Annotated in this window: 10 protein-coding genes; 5 read left to right on the forward strand and 5 right to left on the reverse strand. The window is 53.1% G+C overall.

What is annotated here, in order from left to right; translation table 11 throughout:
* Positions 1-409: 409 nt before the first annotated feature.
* The 3 genes from AB4Z23_RS15020 to AB4Z23_RS15030 form a co-directional block, all read right to left on the reverse strand.
* Positions 410-2,263 carry an ATP-binding protein gene (locus tag AB4Z23_RS15020; RefSeq protein WP_441360305.1) on the reverse strand — a complete coding sequence of 618 codons (1,854 nt, stop codon included), beginning with the start codon at positions 2,261-2,263 and terminating at the stop codon, positions 410-412.
* The gene (locus AB4Z23_RS15025) at positions 2,256-3,449 is read right to left on the reverse strand and encodes a hypothetical protein (RefSeq protein WP_441360306.1); all 1,194 of its coding nucleotides are present in this window, start codon (positions 3,447-3,449) and stop codon (positions 2,256-2,258) included. The genes AB4Z23_RS15020 and AB4Z23_RS15025 overlap by 8 nt, the downstream gene beginning before the upstream one ends.
* Before the next feature lie 82 nt (positions 3,450-3,531).
* Positions 3,532-4,629: a GTP pyrophosphokinase gene (locus AB4Z23_RS15030; RefSeq protein WP_441360307.1), complete on the reverse strand. Its 1,098-nt coding sequence runs from the start codon at positions 4,627-4,629 to the stop codon at positions 3,532-3,534.
* 798 nt (positions 4,630-5,427) lie between these two features.
* On the opposite strand from AB4Z23_RS15030, the gene AB4Z23_RS15035 reads away from it, so the two are divergent.
* From AB4Z23_RS15035 to AB4Z23_RS15055, 5 genes are all read left to right on the forward strand, one after another.
* Positions 5,428-6,531, forward strand: coding sequence for a hypothetical protein (locus tag AB4Z23_RS15035; RefSeq protein WP_441360308.1), 1,104 nt, complete (start codon positions 5,428-5,430; stop codon positions 6,529-6,531).
* A 260-nt stretch (positions 6,532-6,791) separates the two neighbouring features.
* Entirely contained in the window at positions 6,792-9,458 is a 2,667-nt protein-coding gene (locus tag AB4Z23_RS15040) for an SMEK domain-containing protein (protein WP_441360309.1), read from the forward strand.
* On the forward strand, positions 9,455-9,820 hold the full coding sequence (locus AB4Z23_RS15045; RefSeq protein ID WP_441360310.1) for a hypothetical protein: 366 nt from the start codon (positions 9,455-9,457) through the stop codon (positions 9,818-9,820). Before AB4Z23_RS15040 ends, AB4Z23_RS15045 begins: the two co-directional genes overlap by 4 nt.
* Complete coding sequence (locus tag AB4Z23_RS15050; protein ID WP_116494590.1) at positions 9,810-10,205, forward strand: hypothetical protein; 396 nt, start codon at positions 9,810-9,812, stop codon at positions 10,203-10,205. Before AB4Z23_RS15045 ends, AB4Z23_RS15050 begins: the two co-directional genes overlap by 11 nt.
* 4 nt (positions 10,206-10,209) lie before the next feature.
* Positions 10,210-11,244 (forward strand): radical SAM/SPASM domain-containing protein, encoded by a 1,035-nt coding sequence (locus tag AB4Z23_RS15055; protein ID WP_441360311.1) that lies wholly within the window; start codon positions 10,210-10,212, stop codon positions 11,242-11,244.
* A gap of 107 nt (positions 11,245-11,351) precedes the next feature.
* Here AB4Z23_RS15055 and AB4Z23_RS15060 read toward each other — a convergent pair whose 3' ends face one another.
* Together AB4Z23_RS15060 and AB4Z23_RS15065 are read right to left on the reverse strand one after the other, a co-directional pair.
* On the reverse strand, positions 11,352-15,191 hold the full coding sequence (locus tag AB4Z23_RS15060; protein ID WP_441360312.1) for a hypothetical protein: 3,840 nt from the start codon (positions 15,189-15,191) through the stop codon (positions 11,352-11,354).
* Between the two features lie 82 nt (positions 15,192-15,273).
* The gene (locus AB4Z23_RS15065) at positions 15,274-16,407 is read right to left on the reverse strand and encodes an RHE_PE00001 family protein (protein WP_441360313.1); all 1,134 of its coding nucleotides are present in this window, start codon (positions 16,405-16,407) and stop codon (positions 15,274-15,276) included.
* Positions 16,408-16,661: the final 254 nt, after the last annotated feature.

Below are 16,661 nucleotides of genomic sequence, written 5' to 3' on the forward strand. Positions count from 1 at the left end.
GCAGCCGCGTGAGAGCGGCGACCGGATGTGAGGTTGTATAGGCCCGAGAACCGGGCCGGTAATTGCTATGGGCTCAGACCGTGGATCCGCCTACGAAGGAGAAATTCGATGCCACTCGAATGAACAATTGACAAAAATCCTGATGTGAAGGGATACGAACCAACGACACTGTTACTATAAAAGTCCGAGCGCGAAAAATTCCCTCAAGCGATTCAATAACTTGGCCAAGCTCGAATGACAGATTTGGGGCGTTCCTGACCGTCCCGTCCGGGGAGCAAGGGTCGTGTCAATGCCCGTAACTGCGACCCCACCATCACACCCTTTATTGAAGGCCAAGCAGGAATACAAGAATGCAGATGATCGATAGTGCCTATAGCGACGGAGACCATCGTTGTTGAAGTTGGTCGCGCTAGACTCCTTTCTCCGATTTGGTCAGCACTTTTCCGCGCCACCGATCGATGACGCTGTCGAAGTCAACGTGTCGCCAATCGGAATTCCATTCCTTAAGGTAATTCACGCTTCGCGAATGCGGTTCCGGCACTGGAAGCGCAAAATGGCCGACCGTGGGCATGAGGGGCGCGTCGCCTACTATCAAGAACTCACCCTGCCCCAAATTAGGCAGCAAGTCACCCAGCCCGGCTGACAGGTCAGGAAGAAGAGATTTCACGTAGGCCTGATCGAGGGCATTTGTCAGGCGCAGGGAAATGAAGTTCGAACACTGTGAAAATATAGTCTCCGAAACCTCTGAAGGGCGCTGGCTGACCACCATTAAAGTCACCCCATACTTACGCCCTTCCTTGGCGATGCGCTCAATCGATTTCCTAGATGCGTCGTATGCGGCACCACCCGAGCGCGGCAGGTAGTTGTGGGCTTCCTCGCAGACAACAAGAATGGGCACATCGCTGACGGCCCCCCTTACATGCCGGTTCTTGGAATAATGGAAACCGAAGTCAAAAATCATCCTCGAGATCAAGCTGACAACGATGCTCAGGACTTCGAAAGGTATCCCGCTCAAGTCGACTATCGAGACGTTCGACTTCGTCATGTAACCTACAAATTGCCGGACGACGTCGGCGAAGTCGCCGGTTGCCAAGTCCTCACCGTCCTCTTTCTTTGGATAAAAGAGGAACTGCAGTCTAGGGTCCGCTAAACGCGTGTGGAGGCGCAATATCATGCGATCGAATTCGCCGTTGAACGGGCCATTGGATGCTTTTGTAGCTACTGCCTGCGAGGCTACGATAAATGACTGCACCGCGTCGAAATAGAGTTCATCCCGATCCGACACCAGTGTTTCGTTAGCGAGTTTCGGCTTACCTTCCCCCGCCAGCTTGCCAATAACCTCATTGTTCATGTTCTCTAGATAGGTCACGACCTCGTCGATCGAGAAGTAGACCGGCGTATCGAATGAAAGATTGGTAAGTGTTGGATTGTGCCTACACTTGTTGCGGACAACCGCGTGCCGGAACTGCGAAATCTGGTTGTGCGAGTTGTGCTCGTTACTCTCGATGAAAATTTGTTCAAGTTCTTGCGCATTCATAAGCCAGTACGGCAACCGCAGATTATCAACGCCTAGCAGGTTAAGTGTGAAGGCTTCGCCTGCCTCCAGATTAAACGCAGCCGCATATTCGGCATGGATGTCGAAGATGACGATATGCGAGTTCTTCTGCGCCGCCTTGTGGGCATTGGCTTTAGATTCGATACCTACGGCGGTTTGCAGGATCTTGGCGACGGCACAGGATTTGCCTGAACCGGTCGAACCGACTACCGCCACGTGCTTACTAAAGAAACGGTCACCGTCGATCTTGAGCTTTATGTCCGGCGAGATGCCCAAAGTCCCGAGGGCGAATGGAGACTTGATCTGGTGCGAGAAAATCCCCTCAAGCACTGCTGGAGGGGTTACATAAGCGTATTCTGTGGGGACCGGTAGCGAATGGGAACCGCGAGAAAACTCACCATCTTCTGAAAGCGTACCGATCGGCTGAGTGTCAATCTGAAAACGAAAATTTCCGGAGATTCCGTCAGAGCTGTCCTCAGAATGCACCTCAGAAGAAGGACCCATAGGGTGCCGTTCGGCGTGGGTTGCCCGCACCCCCGTTATCGAGGCTAAAAGATACAAATTGTTCCCAGAAGCGACGAGTAGGTATTGGCCTACTCCCAGCATCGACTTGTACTTCTCGAAATTTTCGGCCGAGGAGATCTCGATACGGACGAGCGAAGGCGAGCTGTCGGTCACACTGCCGATTGGGGTCCCAAGGTCATGCATAGTCGCTCCTTAATTGCAAAATGTATTCGAGATCAGAAAGGCGTTCGATCTCAAAGCCATGGACATTTACATCTTCGTGCTTCCATTCGTCGTCGGCGACGTTGATCAGGAAAAGTTCGTCGGGTCGCCGTTGTGGCCCCCCGATGACTTCATTGCGCTTGGCTAGACGCAGGCTGAACTCCATCCTGAATGGGTTGCGGATGAGAATGGGCCGTCGGAACAACTCTTTGATAATAACATCGGTCCCGCCGACCTTTCCGGTTTCGCAGCGAAGGCCGGCGTCGTAAAGACGTTTTTGCAGGATGCTTAAGTCGTAGTCGCCAGTCAGCATGAATAGCGGCGGGTTCGAATGAAGGTACTTACTGCTGTAACGCTGGACGAACGCCTTGATGAATCGGACGATGTCGTCGTCGAAATTCACGATCGTGAGCGGGTCGATAACGAAAACGCGCCCTCGAGAGTTGTGGGCCAGACAGGGTCTGAGGCTCTTGCGCAGGCTGGAGAACATTTTTCCCTTGGTCGCGAGCTCTCGCGTCCAGCGGGTGAACGTCACTCGGCGAACCTCTCGTAGGCCAGCCAGAAAAACTTTAGGCTCAACCGTTCGGTCGTTGACGTCAGACCGCGTAGCAAGATCCACGATACGTTGGATCGCATTCGGGAAGATCACGGCATCGATGTCGTCGGGATCGAACCCCTTGTCCATTAGGGAGGCCAGCACAGCGACCTGTAAATCCTCTGCGGATGGCCCGAACTCAATGGCAAAGCGATCCAAAAACGCGTCATAGTCTACGCTGGTATCGATGCGCGCCACGATCGCCCTCAAGGCTTCTCCCTTGGTGGACAGAACCGTCTCAAGGTCATCCTTGGTAAGAGCCTTGATGCCTGACTCGCCAGGAAAATGGCAAAAGAGGCGGTAGCTCACTTGGGGATCCGTGCCCGAATTTTTGGAAAAGTGCTCGAGCATAAGCAGAATGGGCTTGTAAATCTTACCCAGCGTGTATTTTTCGGCCTGTTCGTGATATTTGCACTGGACGGCTGTGGTGAGACCCGCGGCGATGACGTCTACGTCTTCGATCGCGCCCTCGATGGTGATTTTAGCGCCATCGCCTGCTGCCAGGATTTCCGACAGATACTTTAGGAATTGGTAGAGATAGCCTTTTATAGAGTACTCTGCAGTCCTAGCCATTTATGCCCTTCGTCTACGTGTCGGCCAGTCCCGCAGATGTGGCCGCCCCTTTGCTCCTACGCGTAAAAGCTGCACATCCAAGCTAGCCGACCGTCGCATCAACTTTTTGATCCGCCCGCCAAGCATCGAAGCTATCGCGCGCCCTGTCCGTCAGGAGTGATGAAAATAAGTCCGGATCAGCTGCATAAAGGCTGTGCCTCATGACAGTGAATGGATTGAGTTGAGTACTATCGGCGCGGGTCTCGAAGTCGGCTTTGTACCGCCGCACTTCGCCTATCGTCTCTCGTAGATAGTAGTTGAATTTGCCCCGGCTGATGTCGGGTTTGAGGTCAATCACCTGCTGGGTGAAACCATCTACCTTGTGGGGCTCAAACTCACGCCCCGGGAAAAAATGCTTGGCGATCCGCAACAGGCTGAATGCGTTGAGTGGGGCATATCGACGAGGCGCTTCGTCGACAACAGCTTCGGTCTCGGCAGGAACGACTGCCGATTCTTCCTCAATCTCGGCGTAGGCGTCGGTTCGCTCGATCTCTTCAGCGGTCCCGTCCCGAATGGCTCGAAACTCCCGGTCCGCCAGCTCGAACAGGGCAGCGAGGGTATTGATGCGCCGCTTTAGACCGTTCGGGATCGACTTCTTGTATTTGATTTTGTGATCGAGAATACTCCAAGAATCCTGCACAACTGTCCGGATCTGAAGTTCAAATGGATAGTTCGCATAGGCGGCATACTCCTTCAGTTCCCTTCGACTTTCACTCAGGCGCAGATCTAGATGCAAGCCCTTGTATCCGAAGGCATCCGCCGTTTGCTCCATCTGCGCCGTCTTGTCGGTGACACCCAGCACATCGAACTCGGCTGATATGAGCCCTTTCACCCGCTCGACATCGTCCCCATAGAAGCAGACGATGCGCAACCCGATCAGATCAGAAATATGATCTCGAATGGCGTAAGCCGTTTTCGAGCTTTCAAGCTCGGTTTGATACTTCAGCCGAAACTTGCTTAGGCATTCCTCGCGTTCCTTGATCCGCCCTTCGACCTTCGCGCCTGCAATCGCTGCATCGGTCGCAAGAAGCGAACGTATCATGGTGATGAAGGCGTTCCGAGCCGCTTCCATCGTACCCCACGAGCTGTCGTAGAAGTTGCGAAATACGACTTTCTCCGTTTCATAATCCTGCGACGCCATTATATCCCCCAGCTTCCCGCCGTAACCCTACGTTGATATTTGCCCGAAGTGAATATTAGTCGGAGATTATCATTGATTTTTCACGCGAAAATCGCCCTAGCCACGAAATAAGTGTTTAAACAGAGATATTTAGCGAGACATAATTGCTGGAGAAGGCGCAATTCCTCGGTGCGACGGCGCTCCAGTAGCCATCGCTTAGAATATCGCTTCGTGTAGCGGACAGCCGCCTTGCGGGATGATTGTGGGAGATCCGGATCTGGGCCTGGAAGTCGTCAGCAAAAGAGCACGATAGGGTCCTCCCGGATTGGCAACTGCGCGGCAAAGATTGTTGTGAGGCAGCTGGCGGATGGCGTGACTTTCGAGTTTCAAGCCAGCAATGTGTAAATATAGATTGCCAAGGAGGACAGTCCAATCGCAAAGATCGAGAAGCAAAGCGGATTTACGCCGACGGAGCAACATCTGTCGAAGCTGGCGGATGAGACCTTTCTCGATCTGTGGTCGTGGCCAAACGTCTTCAAGAAGCCAGGACAGGAGCTCTGCGACTTACTGGTCGTCTGCGGTGATGATGTCATTATTTTTAGCGACAAATGCATCAATTGGAGCGACGCCTCTGTCGAGACGGCATGGCCACGCTGGTACAAAAGAGCTATCGCGGACTCCGCCGGTCAAATCCGAAAAGCGGCGGCCTGGCTGCGCAGCAAGCCCGATGCACTTTTCCTAGACGCAAAATGCCAAAATGCACTACCGATCCGCCTCCCGCCAATTGATCGGCGAAGAGTATACGGTGTCTGTGTCGCCATGGGAGCTGAAGCGGCAGCCTCCAAATATTTCAATGATCCGGATGGCACGTTCCTGATCCTGCCTCACCTCAAAGGTTCAGACCACGTCAACTTTCAGTCGGAACTACATCGACCATTCTCGATTGGCGACGTCGATCCTGCAGGACCTTTCATTCACGTATTCAATACGATCGCCCTAGGTATCGTCATGCGAGAGCTCGATACGATCACCGATTTTACTCGCTACCTTGCAGCGCGTGCCTCACTGATCCGATCCTCGACGCTGCTGGCATCGCCGAGCGAGGCGGAGCTCGTCGCGAATTATCTTCAGACGATTCGAAAAGACGGGTCTCATGCTTTCCCCAACAGCATGGACATTAAAGGTGCATCAGGGAATGAAAAGCTCTCCTTTGTGCAAGGAGAGTATGCGTACCTGGTGAGGTCTCCGGAGTATCAGCGGCGTCTTGCAGCAAATCGGTCGTCTTACCTGTGGGACCGGTTGATTAAGCTATTCACGGCCGGAACGCTGAACGGCACCCAGCACCAGCTATTCGATGAGGTTCCAACGGTGGACTCCTCGGAGCGAGCTCTCCGCATCATGGCCAGGGCTACGAGACTACAGCGCCGTCATTTCGCAGAGGCACTTAGCGGAGCGATCGACACCTGCGAGGAACAAAAAGCAGCACGATTTGTAAGAGTGCTGATATCGTTCGATCCGTCGACCAACGATAAAATGGCCTATGTTTTCTTGGTTATGCGCGAAACCGACACCATGAGTGTCGCTATATTCAGACGTATGAGGGCTTCGATCCTCCAAGCCTACTGCCTATCTGCGTTGAACGACGATAGAGAATTGAAGCTATGTGTTGGCATTGCCGTCAATGCACAGTCTGATCAAGGTGCATCGGAAGAGCTGATTGCTTTGGAACAGCAAGAGTGGACACCAGATTTCATGGAGATATTGCAGACCGCCAAGCATCAATTCGACATATCCCTCAATGCTACCATGCTCTCAACCCGCGTTGTCCACCAGATGGAATTCCCCGCAGATCCCAAATTCTCGGGAATGTCGCGACAACAGCGGAGGGCACTTGAACGTCAGCTTGCAAAACAGCGCAGTTGATCGATATGGCGAGAAGCGTGCTGCAAGGGTCTCAAATCTGGCCCTGCGTCAGCGCTGTTTTCCGTCGCAGTAGGCGCATGGTATGCATGCCGTTCTGTCGCTCGTCGCGGTGGGCGCTGGCGTGTCCGCCGTATCGGAAAGTATGGCAAGCTTTCGGCCGAATCGACTTGCATATCGCGCAATAGCCGAGCCGAAAACAGTAACGTAGAGGCGACATCTTTCTCGTCTCGATCACTAGTCTGGACCATGAGCGCGCAAAAATGAACAGTTTGGAATACCTGGCCCAAATCAAACGCTACTTCACGCAGGTGATCGTTGAGATCAAATGCAACAATGCATGCGACCATTTCGACATCAACAAAGTTGCTGAGAATTTCTTCATACCGATCCTTTCAATAATCTTCAACTGTCCCGACATCGAGAACCAGAACGTTATCCGCCCCAACTTTCCCTCGGTTGATCTGGGATCAAAATCGAAACGTCTGTCGTTCCAGGTCACGTCTGACCCGTCGAGCGCAAAGGTCGTGTACACGCTGGAGAAGTTTCGCGAGCATTCCCTCGAAAAGGAGTTCGACGAGGTCTACATCCTCGTAATTACCGAGAAGCAGCGTTCGTATACGTCCGAGGCTTTGAATAATGAAGTTTCAAAGCATTCGATCGCGTTCGATCCCAATGCCCACATCATCGATTACACCGACCTAATTGCGCGCGCCTCCGCTTTACCCGTTGAGAAGCTATTGGAGCTTAGCGAGGCTCTTAGAGCGGAATTCAGCAGATATTCAAATTACGAGAAATTCAAGGGTGACCTGGACGCGTTCTTGCAGTTCAGCACCTTGAAGATCGAGGTGGAGAAGAACACGAAAAAATACATTCCTTCGATCTTCATAGAGCCAACCAAGACAAAAGAAACCACGCGCATATTTGCCCATCCGGTTTTCTTTGGTCGAAAGATTGAAGACAAACTTCGGGAAATTAATTTTGATAAGCTCAACACTCATCTCGAAAAAGTCGGCATTGAAACTTTTCAATCGGAAATTTGTCCCGTTTCCGACGCCGACTTTCCCAGCACGCTGAAGGACGTTTGCTCGCACCTACAGGATCGCCGACGCCGAATTGCGCATGAGGCGAACCGCGTTAAGCCTCTGGGCTTCGAGCCGAAAGAAACTCGTGGTCGGTATGAGGTCGCACCGGAAAAAACCGCGATATATTCTATGCTGAAGTTCCCTATCGAGGGCTGTGCTAGCTCGATTGAATGGAAATATGATGAAGCGCTGCAGTTAATAGGAACCGCCGAAGCCAAGTGCTTATTGATCACGAGTGCAGCTGGTCAGGGAAAAACGAACTTCATCTGCGATTTGGTCGAGAACCAGTTTGGAAAGTTTGGCATACCGTCCGTTTTCATCCCGGCAAGAGAGTTGAACAAGTACGCTCATCCAAACCGAATTCTCTCCTTCCTTAGCCAAAATCGATATCTGCCCGTCAGGGACACCGTGCAAGGAGTGCTGGAGATATTTGACCAGGTAGCAAGCGGCGTCCAGATGCCTTTTGTGATCGCTATCGATGGGATCAACGAGGTTAAAGATCTCGATGGGTTCCGGGACGAGCTCTCCGACCTCCTGGGCGCTGTCGCTCAGTATGACTTCGTGAAAATCATCATCACGTGCCGAACTGAGTTTTTTGATAACAAGTTCTCTAAACTGATGAACGAGCCGTTTTGGGGGTCAATTATCCGCATCAAAGACCTTAAGGCTGAGATGTCAGACGAGAGCTTGAAGCGCATGCTGGCCTCGTATCTAGCACACTTCAAAGTAGACGCTGACCTTTCAGGCAGCGCCGCCGCTTTCCTGAAGAGCGACCTGCTGTTGATGCGAATTTTCTGCGATCTGCATGAAGGCAAGGCCCTCGGACACGTGGCGGATATTTACAAGATTAAGCTTTATGAGAGTTATCTTTACCGGAAAGCGGAACAGCTGCCAAAGCCGCTCAGAGCTGAATTTCTTCCGAGCCTCTATGCTATCGTCGACCAAATGCTCCGTGAGGATCGCTTCCATAGCGTAAGCGTTGCTGGGTATTCGAAGGATCAGTTGGAGGTGATCGACCTCTTGATTGCAGAAGACATTATTCTGCGCCGGGAGCCTGCGGAAAAAACGTTAGAGACCATGTTCGACGAAACAGTCTCTTTCACTTACGACGAACTGAGAGATTTCGTTATCGCGTTTTACTTGGTCAACCGGGTCGGAAAGGCTGATTTTTCCGAATTCTCGGGAGTTGTAGACCGGCTTCGGAAGCTCCAAGTTTATGAGGGCGTATTTAAATACGCATACCTGTTGGCTCGTCAAAAAGGGGAAAAGCAGGTGTTGGAATTCCTCGAAGCGGCCGAGGACTTCGATATTCACTATTCGATCGCTATCTCGACGCTACCGCATGAGTACCAAGACGACAGTGACCGTGAGCGGGTAATTGAGTATCTCTCGACCCTTCGGAAGCGAGAAATTGTCCAACGTATTGGATCATTTCTGTTCCATCGCGACGCCCCAGATCAGATTTTGAACACGCGCCTGCTTCTGGAGATCATCAATAAACTTGAGGATGATCAAGCTCCAACCTTTTTCTATCATCTCTTCAATACAAGGGCACATGTTCCGAGCTTTGAGCGGGACGCGATAAAGGATTTTCTCTCCTCTTGGAACAAAAATATCGGTGTAAAGGAAGATTTTGATGACATGCTCGTCTTTGTTATTCAGCTATCGTTTCTTGCGGATGCTGGTTTGAAATATGACCTGCGTGAGACATTGGATGCCATACGAGCTAGCGGCGAATTCGAGCACTGTTTCGCTTTTGTGGAGCAAGCCAAATGTGGGCGAATGGCGGCCTTCTCGCGCGCTATTGAAGGAATGAAAATTAAGAAAACCGAGGTGAGCGAATGAAGGAAAGGAAACTGATCTTGCCTCTCCCTACAATTCCCTCGCAGTCCGAATTCTTCGAGATGATGTCAATTAAACCGGGAGGTCTTGCTGCCCAGTTGGTTCAGGATGTCTATAAGGTTCTCTTCATCTATTCGGTTGACTTGAAAGCTGAGTACCGGCGTTACTACAGCGTGGAATACGACCAGTTTTCCGACTATTTAAAACTCTGCCACGGTGTGCGGATGCCCGAAGCTGATGAAAATCAGACGTACATTTTGCACGTAGGCAGATTACCGCAAATGCTGGATTTGGAACAAGGCGGCACGTACCTGAAACCGGTTATGGCTGCACTGCGAAATTGGAGGGCAAGTCATGAAGCTTAAGATGGACTTTGTTTCGAACAGTTCCTCTACGTCCTTTATCTACATCTCGGATCGACAATTCACGAGGGACAGCTTTTTCGAAGCGATTGGGGCCAGTGACGAAGGCCCAATAGGCGAACTCTTTTCTTCAATGTTTGACGAGCTCAATGATGCCATTTCTCGGGGCGACCGGATCACCAGCGTCGAAGGCGCAAACTCAACTCGCGATTTCGACCTGACACCCGAAGTCCTCGACCGTATAAAGAACGCGATTGCGGACGGTACCCCGGTTATTCGTGGGGGATTGAGCAGCGATGGCGCTCTGGCGGAGTCTCTCCTCTGCACGACCATCTTCGAGATCGATACTGACGCCATTTTCATCAACGCGTACCCCAGCTACTGGTAGTTCAATGCTGAAAGTAAATCGCTACAGCGACGAGGGTTACTCGACCTTCTTCAACACGAAGACCGGCTTCTTCGCGCGCGTCGAGGATAAAGGAATGCCGGAACCGTTCTGGTCGCCTCATGGTCCAGAGTTGATGGACATATCTATCACCAACTGGTGCGACAAAGGTTGCGTGTTCTGTTATAAGAAATCGACCAAAGCTGGCCATCACATGAAGCTGGCGAACTATAAGCATGTTATTGATTCAGCGGCCAATATGGGGACTTTTCAGGTCGCGTTAGGTGGAGGCAACCCCAATCAGCATCCTGACTTCGTCGATATCCTGCGGTATACGTATGAAAAAGGGATAGTTCCGAACTATACCACCAACGGCCGAGGCCTAACGGACGAAATCTTGGAGGCGACCAAAAGCTACTGCGGTGCCGTGGCAGTGTCTGCGTATCCGCCCTATGATGAGACGGCGGCCACAATACGGCTGCTTACCAAGTTCCAGATCAAAGTGAATATCCACTTCATCCTTGATGCGGACAGTGTGAACACGGCTATAGACTGGATGACTGCGCCACCGGAATTCCTTGGAGGGATCAATGCGCTGGTTTTCCTGAACTATAAGCCGGCCGGCCACAAAGTTTTTGAATCGAAGTTGGCGCGCAACAGCTCACGGCTTGATGAATTCTTCAAATTGGCCACCTCCAAGGAATCTAAACTCAAGGTGGGGTTCGACGCGTGCTGTGTCAGCGGCGTATTCGGCCGTACAACCACGAGCTCGACAGTTGTAGACGCATGTGACGCGGGACGGTTTTCGCTTTTTGTAGCGGAGGATATGCGCGTTTATCCATGCTCGTTTCAAAGCGGCCTCGCTGAAGGGGACCTGTTGTCGGCGGATAGGCCTCTGGAAGATATTTGGAGGAACTCACCTAACATGAAGGGTTTCCGAGACTACTTCCGCTCCGACCGATGTTCCGGGTGCAACCATCAGAGCTCCTGTATGAATGGCTGTCCCATATTCGAAGATCTGGTCGTCTGCGGTAATCGGTGAATCGACATCGGCAACAAGAATGGTCGCATTATCCTCAGTTTTTATACTTTTGATTACTAAAACTAGATCAAACTTAGTCCCATTTCTGGTCGTTTAAGGACACAATCTTAGCGAACTGTAACTTCCGTCAGAGGGCCGCGAGCTTCGCCTTCCAATATCCGGAACTTCACGAATGCGACCTCCGCGGCCGTTTGATCGATTTTTCCCGTGAGGACCTTATGCGGGCTCATGCAAAGCGGTTCGGCGATCGTCAACCCAGCTTTCAGATCGTCAAATTCTCCTACGAGACGAGACCAAAGCTGATCGGCGTATTCTAGCGCGAGCAATCTGTGCTCTGCACCATTGCTGGCCGCCTCCTCTAGAGCTTGGCGCTGGCGTTGGAACGAGTCGATAATCTGAGAGAGAACCTCGTCCTCCTCAGCATGAAGCGTGACCACGCCTCGCGCCAGGAATATCCCGGAAGCTTGCAGGCTGGCTGCAAACAACTTCTCAAAATTCTGTACAAGAACCGTCGATACGAAGGGCATATCTATATGCTCACACCATTCCTCTTCGAATTGAAGGTCAGGAAGGGTCAATTCAGAGGTCGGATTCATCGCGAGTGGCGCGATAATTTTGCTATTGATTTTCGGCACGATCCTGAACATCCAATCCCTTTTGAGATATTCGCGACCGAGAGCTACCACCGCCTCAAAACCAGAGTTGTAATCGTCAAAATTTTCCACGCTAACAAGTATGGCCACCTCTTTCGCTGGCCAGAACGCCGAGTATTTATCAAATGGTCTTGTGATGCATTGAACGTGGATACCCGACTGCCGCAATGCCGATTCCAGCCCGCCCAATACCTCGGTCATACGCTGTTCTGCCGCAGTGCGTGAACGCCGAGCGGTTGTCTGAACCGCCTTTCCGAGATCAGCTCTACCGGCTACTTTTATAGCCGTTTGAACGGAGACCGGAGAGCTGTCCTCCCCGAACTCCCGCAAAATCGATGCTACATCGGCGAGACGCCGCGCCAAGGATCGCAATTGATCCATTGGAGGATTTGGTACTGTACGCCAGATCGCAGAGTTTGCATGCGAGCGGGCTTGCTCGGCGAGGTCTGCGGCAAAAGCTGCAGTGGCTTTCACACCAGATTCCGCCGTAACCTTATTCATCCGGCCTATCAGATTGCCCAGAATGCCGGTCAACAATGCGCCAAGGGTATCGCTTATCGATTCCGCGGTCGATCCGGGAGGTGACAATTCCTTGGGTCCGGCATAAGCAAGGTCGTTGACACGGCCGAGTATGTCATTCACTCCCTCTGCCAGGACCTGGGCGTCCTTGACTTGTTTTCCCTTGATCCATGTTTCGGAGAAGGTGCGAAAAATCTTCTCCGTCCTAGCCACAAGATCTGCCATTTCACCAGCATAGCTGGTCAACGTCCCAGCCGATGATCTTGCCGTGACGATCTGATTAAAGGCCCTATTCCAGGATACGCGCGAGGGGGCGGGAATGTTCTCTCTCGGCATATTCTTTGACCAGGTCGCATAGGCACCGACGCGAATGGGCGCCCCTTCAGCATTGACTGCATCCGATGCCGCCGCCTCGGAACTGGGCGTTAAAGCGATCAAGGTGTCGCAAATATCGCAGACCGTCTTATGCGGTTCGGTCTGAAAATCTTCGGCGAGCAGAAACCAGTTTGATCTGATCGTCCTGCCATGCTTGCCAGCTTCAAAAGCCGGCTCGGTTACCCAAGGGGTTTGACGATGGAATGCAGCCAAAAGTGCATCCTCACCACCGAATGATTTCACAAGCGAAGCTGCCAGATGGGGATCGATATGGTAAGCGGCAGCCAACAATGTGGACAGTTCCTTGATGTCCGGCTCGCCGTCTCCGGCAATTTCCGGCGCCATCGTTATTTTTATCGGGGTGCCGCCATTGAGGGGAGCCAGAGACGCAAACAGCTTTGCGGCGTCCCGAAGGCTCGTGCAGGGCGAAATCCCGACTCCCGTCGGTAACAAATCAAGGCATTCTCCTCTCAGGTCGCGTTTCGGGGCCGCACGAAAAGCCAGAATAGATTTTTGAAAACGGTCCCAATTTTCGTTTTCAGATAGTTTGGGGATGTCGAGTTTAGGATCTGAAAACATCGCCGCAATAGACCAGTTGGCCTTTGGAACGCCGTGCTCTTCCAACACAGCTATGAATGTCCGGGCATGCTCTTCGAGACTAGCCAGTCCGAGCCCATGCAGGGTTGCCGACCAACACTCGAAATCATTCGACTGATGGAGCGTTTGCGCAATTTGTTTCAGGGCCTCCGTCACCCCCGCATCGTCCAGATCGCTGAGGAGAGATCGGACAATCTGCGGCACCGTCTCGATTGATGCGGCTCCGAGGCCTTTCCAAAGTGAAACCGACGACAGATAAACGGCTTCGTCGTGCGAAGCCTGAAGAAGAGCAGCCGAGCGGAGCGCGTGCAGGCCGCCGAGAATTCCAGGACGGCTTTCGCGGACAAGATGCTCGTCCATCAAACGCCGCAGGGCCCGGCCAACCGTCGTTGCAGGGATGCCCAGACAACCCACAAGCCTCGCTACCTCAATCTCTCCGTTTCGGGAGAAGATTGCGGACGTGCATCTAATGATGGAAAGTTCATCTTCCCGGCCTTCACGTTCGCGCAGACGAATCTGATCTGTGACTACTTCGCTGAGACGATGGCCTTGCGTAAGAATGTGAACATATTCTAGCATAAGGCCATTAGATTGCTCGAAGGCTTCGCGCCAGTGCTCCCAACAGGTTTTCGCGTCCGCTCGCAGTTTCGTCCAGACTGTTTCAGCCAACTGCCCGTCCAGTTTCACATCAACTATGCCGATTTCAGACCTAGCCATAAGGAGTTCGATGTTTTCGCGCCGTGCCGATGCAAAGAGATAGACGCCTGGAACAGCCCTCAAATCCTGGGAAAGGACATTCCACAAGTCAGCGTTGCTCGGGTCTAAATCATCAAATACCAATCCGATTAAATTCTTATCCGAAGGACGGCGTGAATGGACAAAGCGCATTAACGCCGCAACATCGTTGACGGTGGCCGACGAAGTGACCTGCAGCCAGCGAACTTCGCCTGCGAGCGCGCCGGCCGCAAGCCAGAGCAGCGCCGACTTTCCGGCGCCGGACGGCGCCGAGAGAACCACCTGACGACGGGCGCGCAACGCCTTTATGATGCAGTTCGTCTCAGAAGGGCGCGGCACAACCAGCCCCGCCGCAATGTGACCCGGCTGCACTTTGGTCCCGAGGTAAAATCCCGGTTCATTGAGAGGAGTCGTGAAATCGACGCCTCTGAGCGTACCGGAGAGCAGCGCGTCATCGATCGCAGAAGGATCCTGAGCCGCGAGCAACTCGTTGATGCGTTTTTCAATTTCCGTCGGTGAAAGGCGGCGCCTGTTTTCGTATAAAGCGGCGGCATTGAAAGTGGCGGCTTCCGCAACCAGCCTATAGATGTCGCTGGCAATACCTTCCACGATTATTTCCGCAACGCGCAGTTTGCTCGAAAGCAACTCGATGATTTCTGTTTCGGGTGATTTACAGACAATGACGTCGGGCAAGTCCGGTTCGAACAGAGCCTCTAACGATTTCTCGGAGACGCCTTGGCGATTTTTTTCGAGCGCAACGACACAACGCGCGTTGATTTGGGCGCCCGACGTTGCCTTTACTGCCATCGTGGCCAGTATATCACGGACCTTGCTCTCTCCAAACGAACCTTCTCTACGCGATTTAACTTGAACCCGGACATGCCCGGCCTCGAGCTCAATAACGCAGTCCTCAAATCCCTCTGGAACGACGAAGCCGTTAGGAGCCAGCCCGGCCCACTGCCTTAGCGCGATCAATGTCACGATAAGGTGCTGGTAGTGAAATCCGCGATGCGCCCAGGCGCCGCTACGCGATTTCTTCCATTCATTTGAAAGCTGTTCTTCTGTCATGTCCGGAGATTTGCATGACTTACTCGGTCTTCAAAGGCCTCACATCATATCTCCACTCCTTCCGGCCAGCGAAACGGCCTTTTTAGATAATTCCCCAAGCCCGAAACCTCCCCCTCCCCGTCATCTCGCGCAGGCCGAGTTCCAAAACGATCCGCCTCGCCGCCTGCGGCGTCACCTCGAGCGTCTTTGCCACCATCCCGGCCGACACCAATAGCTTTGCCATCACCAGCTCAACTAGCTCCGGCAGTTTCGACGACGTCCGCCGTCCCTCCAGTTTTCGGTCCATCATCGTTTTCGCCAGCGTCAGCCGGTCATGCTCTTTCAAGCCGATCTCGGCGGCTGCCAAGAATCCGTGAGCAATGGCGAGCAACCGGGTCTCCCGGTCACGATGCCGGCGCCGGTCGACCGGAATGGTTTTGAGGCCCAGATTGATGGCGGCCAGGTGCGGGCCGATGGTGACGCCGGCCTGGCGCAGGGTGGAGGCGGCCAATAGCCGGCCGAGCCAGGGTGCATGCTGCAGGACGGCAAGCTCGTTCCAGGCATCGAGGGCGGCGATGGTCTGCAGCACCGCCGGCAAGTTTTCGGCCTGGCGCAGCACGCCGCGCCATTCGTCGAGCCGGGCATCCTCGTCCCAGTCGATATCATAGATCATCGGATTTTGTTCGGCAGCTCGGCCGGGCTTCCTTGCTTGCGCGATCGCGGCGTCCGAGCGCACGAGCACTGCGTCGATGGCGGCATAGTCGATGCCCGGAAGATCTTCGACGTCGCCGCCGGATTCCGCCTCCCCTTCCGGTTCGATCGCGACCGCTGGCCGAATAACTGCGGCCGTCGCCGTCTCGTCCCCGCCGCCCGAACCGATTTCCGAGGTTTTCCGCAGCGAGCGGATGCCGTCGGCCGATAGTGACCAGCCGGGGAGTTGTGCGGCGATCCGTCGGCGAGTCCGCAAGACGTCTCGGGCGATTGTCAGTTCGTGGGTCGGTGTGCGAATGTCCCGCGTGGCATCATGGAGGACGAGGTCTTCGAGATGCACGAGTTCGCCGTCGATCCACAGCGAGGCACATGCGTCGGCGAAGTGGGATCGTTCGATCCAGCCCGCGCCAAGTGGCGAGCGGCCAATGCGCTCGTCAAGACGGGTCAGCGCGACGCCGGCGTCGAAAGCCGGCCGCATCAGGGCTGTCATGCTGATTTTGGAAAAATCGTAAGCCATTGAAATCATGGTAAATGATTTGCTAAAGGAACTCTATATAAATATTGAGGTTCCTAACTGGGTATGATTGCCGGTTGGCGTCGCAACCATCGATAAGTACTTCTTATCATCAGTAGACTTGACGGATTCGCAGTAAATCTATATCGATATATTCATTATTTATATTGATCTATACTTAAAGAAGCCTTGCGAATGAGATTCCGGTCAACCAAACGCCCGCGCATTGAGGGCGCGCAAGTGGCAATCGTCGCTGGCCCTGAGGA

This window comes from Agrobacterium sp. MCAB5 (assembly GCF_052114365.1).
Taxonomy (GTDB): Bacteria; Pseudomonadota; Alphaproteobacteria; order Rhizobiales; family Rhizobiaceae; genus Agrobacterium; species Agrobacterium tumefaciens.

Bases quoted from the DNA above. Each gene is read 5' to 3' on its own strand.
- AB4Z23_RS15020 (WP_441360305.1), bottom strand. From the start codon at position 2,263: ATGCATGACCTTGGGACCCCAATCGGCAGTGTGACCGACAGCTCGCCT.
- AB4Z23_RS15025 (WP_441360306.1), bottom strand. From the start codon at position 3,449: ATGGCTAGGACTGCAGAGTACTCTATAAAAGGCTATCTCTACCAATTC.
- AB4Z23_RS15030 (WP_441360307.1), bottom strand. From the start codon at position 4,629: ATGGCGTCGCAGGATTATGAAACGGAGAAAGTCGTATTTCGCAACTTC.
- AB4Z23_RS15035 (WP_441360308.1), top strand. From the start codon at position 5,428: ATGGGAGCTGAAGCGGCAGCCTCCAAATATTTCAATGATCCGGATGGC.
- AB4Z23_RS15040 (WP_441360309.1), top strand. From the start codon at position 6,792: ATGAACAGTTTGGAATACCTGGCCCAAATCAAACGCTACTTCACGCAG.
- AB4Z23_RS15045 (WP_441360310.1), top strand. From the start codon at position 9,455: ATGAAGGAAAGGAAACTGATCTTGCCTCTCCCTACAATTCCCTCGCAG.
- AB4Z23_RS15050 (WP_116494590.1), top strand. From the start codon at position 9,810: ATGAAGCTTAAGATGGACTTTGTTTCGAACAGTTCCTCTACGTCCTTT.
- AB4Z23_RS15055 (WP_441360311.1), top strand. From the start codon at position 10,210: ATGCTGAAAGTAAATCGCTACAGCGACGAGGGTTACTCGACCTTCTTC.
- AB4Z23_RS15060 (WP_441360312.1), bottom strand. From the start codon at position 15,191: ATGACAGAAGAACAGCTTTCAAATGAATGGAAGAAATCGCGTAGCGGC.
- AB4Z23_RS15065 (WP_441360313.1), bottom strand. From the start codon at position 16,407: ATGATTTCAATGGCTTACGATTTTTCCAAAATCAGCATGACAGCCCTG.